At 56.6% G+C, this 2,180-nt stretch carries 3 protein-coding genes; 2 read left to right on the top strand and 1 reads right to left on the bottom strand.

All coding sequences use genetic code 11. From position 1 onward, the window contains the following. The first annotated feature begins 659 nt into the window (after positions 1 to 659). Both QJT78_RS50495 and QJT78_RS50490 read left to right on the top strand, forming a co-directional pair. Complete coding sequence (locus QJT78_RS50495; protein ID WP_028152957.1) at positions 660 to 923, top strand: hypothetical protein; 264 nt, start codon at positions 660 to 662, stop codon at positions 921 to 923. Positions 924 to 951: 28 nt separating this feature from the next. Then, the gene (locus QJT78_RS50490; RefSeq protein ID WP_028152958.1) at positions 952 to 1,323 is read left to right on the top strand and encodes a hypothetical protein; all 372 of its coding nucleotides are present in this window, start codon (positions 952 to 954) and stop codon (positions 1,321 to 1,323) included. A 79-nt stretch (positions 1,324 to 1,402) separates the two neighbouring features. On the opposite strand, the gene QJT78_RS50485 is transcribed toward QJT78_RS50490, so the two are convergent. After that, on the bottom strand, positions 1,403 to 2,059 hold the full coding sequence (locus QJT78_RS50485) for a Crp/Fnr family transcriptional regulator (RefSeq protein ID WP_038954029.1): 657 nt from the start codon (positions 2,057 to 2,059) through the stop codon (positions 1,403 to 1,405). Between the last annotated feature and the right edge of the window lie 121 nt (positions 2,060 to 2,180).

Genomic DNA, 2,180 nt, shown 5'->3' with positions numbered 1-2,180 from the left:
GTCAACGCATACAACGACAGAGCCGAGCCCTTCGTCTGGACCAAGAAAAAGGTCCGTCAACGCCGTTTCAAAGGCCGCCGTATCACTCAGCTCTGATTCCGGGTACTAGATACCGGCTCCAGTTCGATCAGCAGGCGAGCACCGTCCCATCGTCTCTTGCTCTCTCGCTCAACGAGCGGAAGAGCGGCCGCCTCCTCGCGTCCGAAGCTAAGACGGACAGCTTGTCTTACCATCTCCCAGCGAATCCCATTGGGTCGATCGAACAGAAGCTCGGCGTGCGAACCAGCACCGAGCCGCGATTACGGTCTTTCCGTCTGTCAGCATTATTGATGAAGCCGTGCCTGAGGGACTGCTCGTTCTGGCCGGACGCTGTCGGGCGCTTGCTTCTTCGCCGCAAATTGGTGCCGACGCCATCGTTGGCAACTATGATGCGGTCGAAGATTGTAGTGAATTGTTTCTGACTACAATCCGCTGCAGCGGCTCTTTTGCCGGGCGGCACGATTGGACGCACGGAAAAGCGATCCGCGCGCTCCTTTGGCAATCTTATTTATGCCGAGGGCTCGCTATTCATCGCTTCGATCCCCACATTCAGGTCCAGCTTGGTCACCCGTCGAGATCGGCCGGAGTGCGCGGAGACTTCCAACGAAAGGGCTCTGCATATGTTCAAATCTCAGCAGCATCGCGCAAGAGCGACCGCGTCCAGCGAACTCGTTAAGGATTCGGCCAGCGCTGAAGAAGGCCGTAAATTCAACACCTGGCGGGCCGGCTTCGTCTTTTTGACGGAGCACAGGCGCAACAATGAAATCGGTCGCGACAAGCTGACTTTGACAAAGGATACGCCTGGCGATGCGAGATCGAGCGCAACCGCTCTGTCACGATGGGAGAACGAGGGAGGCTCGGTCCGCGACGAACTGCCGATGTGAGTAAACGCGGAAAACAGGAGGACTCATGATGTCGCTTACACAATTTAGCGTCGATGACAGCCCCCATAGCATGGATGGGCTACGGCTTGTTGCCCGGGATGGAACTGAACGCGTCGAGGCGTTCGTGGGCCGCAAAGTTATGGACGTCTGGGCCGAATCTGCCGAGCACCATGGCGGGCGGCAGAGTCTGTTCCGCGATCAATACAATGCGCTTGGCAAGCTGAATCTTGTGGCGATCCAACGGATTGTGAGCGCGAAATACCAGCGGGGAGCCGCCTTCAACCGGCAACATCCTTTTATCGAGGTTCTATTCTCGGACATTACGGAAAGCGGCGAGGCTCTAGATCTAAGTGAGCTCGTGCGAGAGGTCTTGCCGCCGGCATTTCATAGGCAGACTTGAGATCTGCACCCCGAGATTGCGGCGAGAAAGAACGTTTGGCTCGGCCATCGGCCATGCGCTCGGTTTGGCTGCGCGGTGGTCAGTCCTTCCGGTCTATCTCGGGCTTGTCGTGCAGAACCGCGTTCAGAAGCGAGCTATGAACCTCGATCTTTCCATTGTAGCTGATGAAGCCGAGCTTGCGGAACTTGTTCATGAAGAAGCTAACCCGTGATCGGGTCGCACCGATCATTTCGGCCAGCGTTTCCTGGCTGATATTGACGCCAATGGGCTGCGAGCTGGCTTCCTTGCCGAAATTTGCCAGCAGAAGCAACAGGCGCGCCAAGCGTTTCTCGCTCGAATTGAAGAGTTGGTCGATCAGGTCTTCTTCAATCCGGCTATTGCGCGCGAGCAAATACGCCATGAACAATTGAGAGAACTTCGGCTTGCCTTCGAGCGCTGCAATCATCGCCGTCTTCGATATTCTCGTGATGACACAGGACTCCATTGCCGTAGTCGTGGCAATACGCAATGGATGACCATTGAGGCAGCCCTCGCCAAAGAATTGTCCCGGCTCTAAAATCCCGACGACGGCTTCCTTACCTTGGTCCGAAACGACCGTGAGCTTGATCTTTCCCTCTTGAATGTAGAATACCGCGTCCGCGACATCTCCCTGCGCGAACACGTTCCGACCTTTGCCAAATTTCGCAATCGATTTTCCGGCCCCGACCTTGGCAAGGAAGGCTCTGGGATCAAACAAGTCCTTCGCCGCTAGAGCTGGCCCCGGTTGTTTGGACAGCGCCCCGCTGGATTTAAGTGGATTCCTGCCGGGTTATGCTGAACGCGGGGCTTTACGGTTTTGTCGTTGCGTCGGGAGGGCG

The organism is Bradyrhizobium sp. Mp27, assembly GCF_029953005.1.
Classification (GTDB): domain Bacteria; phylum Pseudomonadota; class Alphaproteobacteria; order Rhizobiales; family Xanthobacteraceae; genus Bradyrhizobium; species Bradyrhizobium barranii.
Note: the sequence above shows the minus strand (reverse complement) of the source record. Positions and strands in the feature narration are given on the sequence as shown.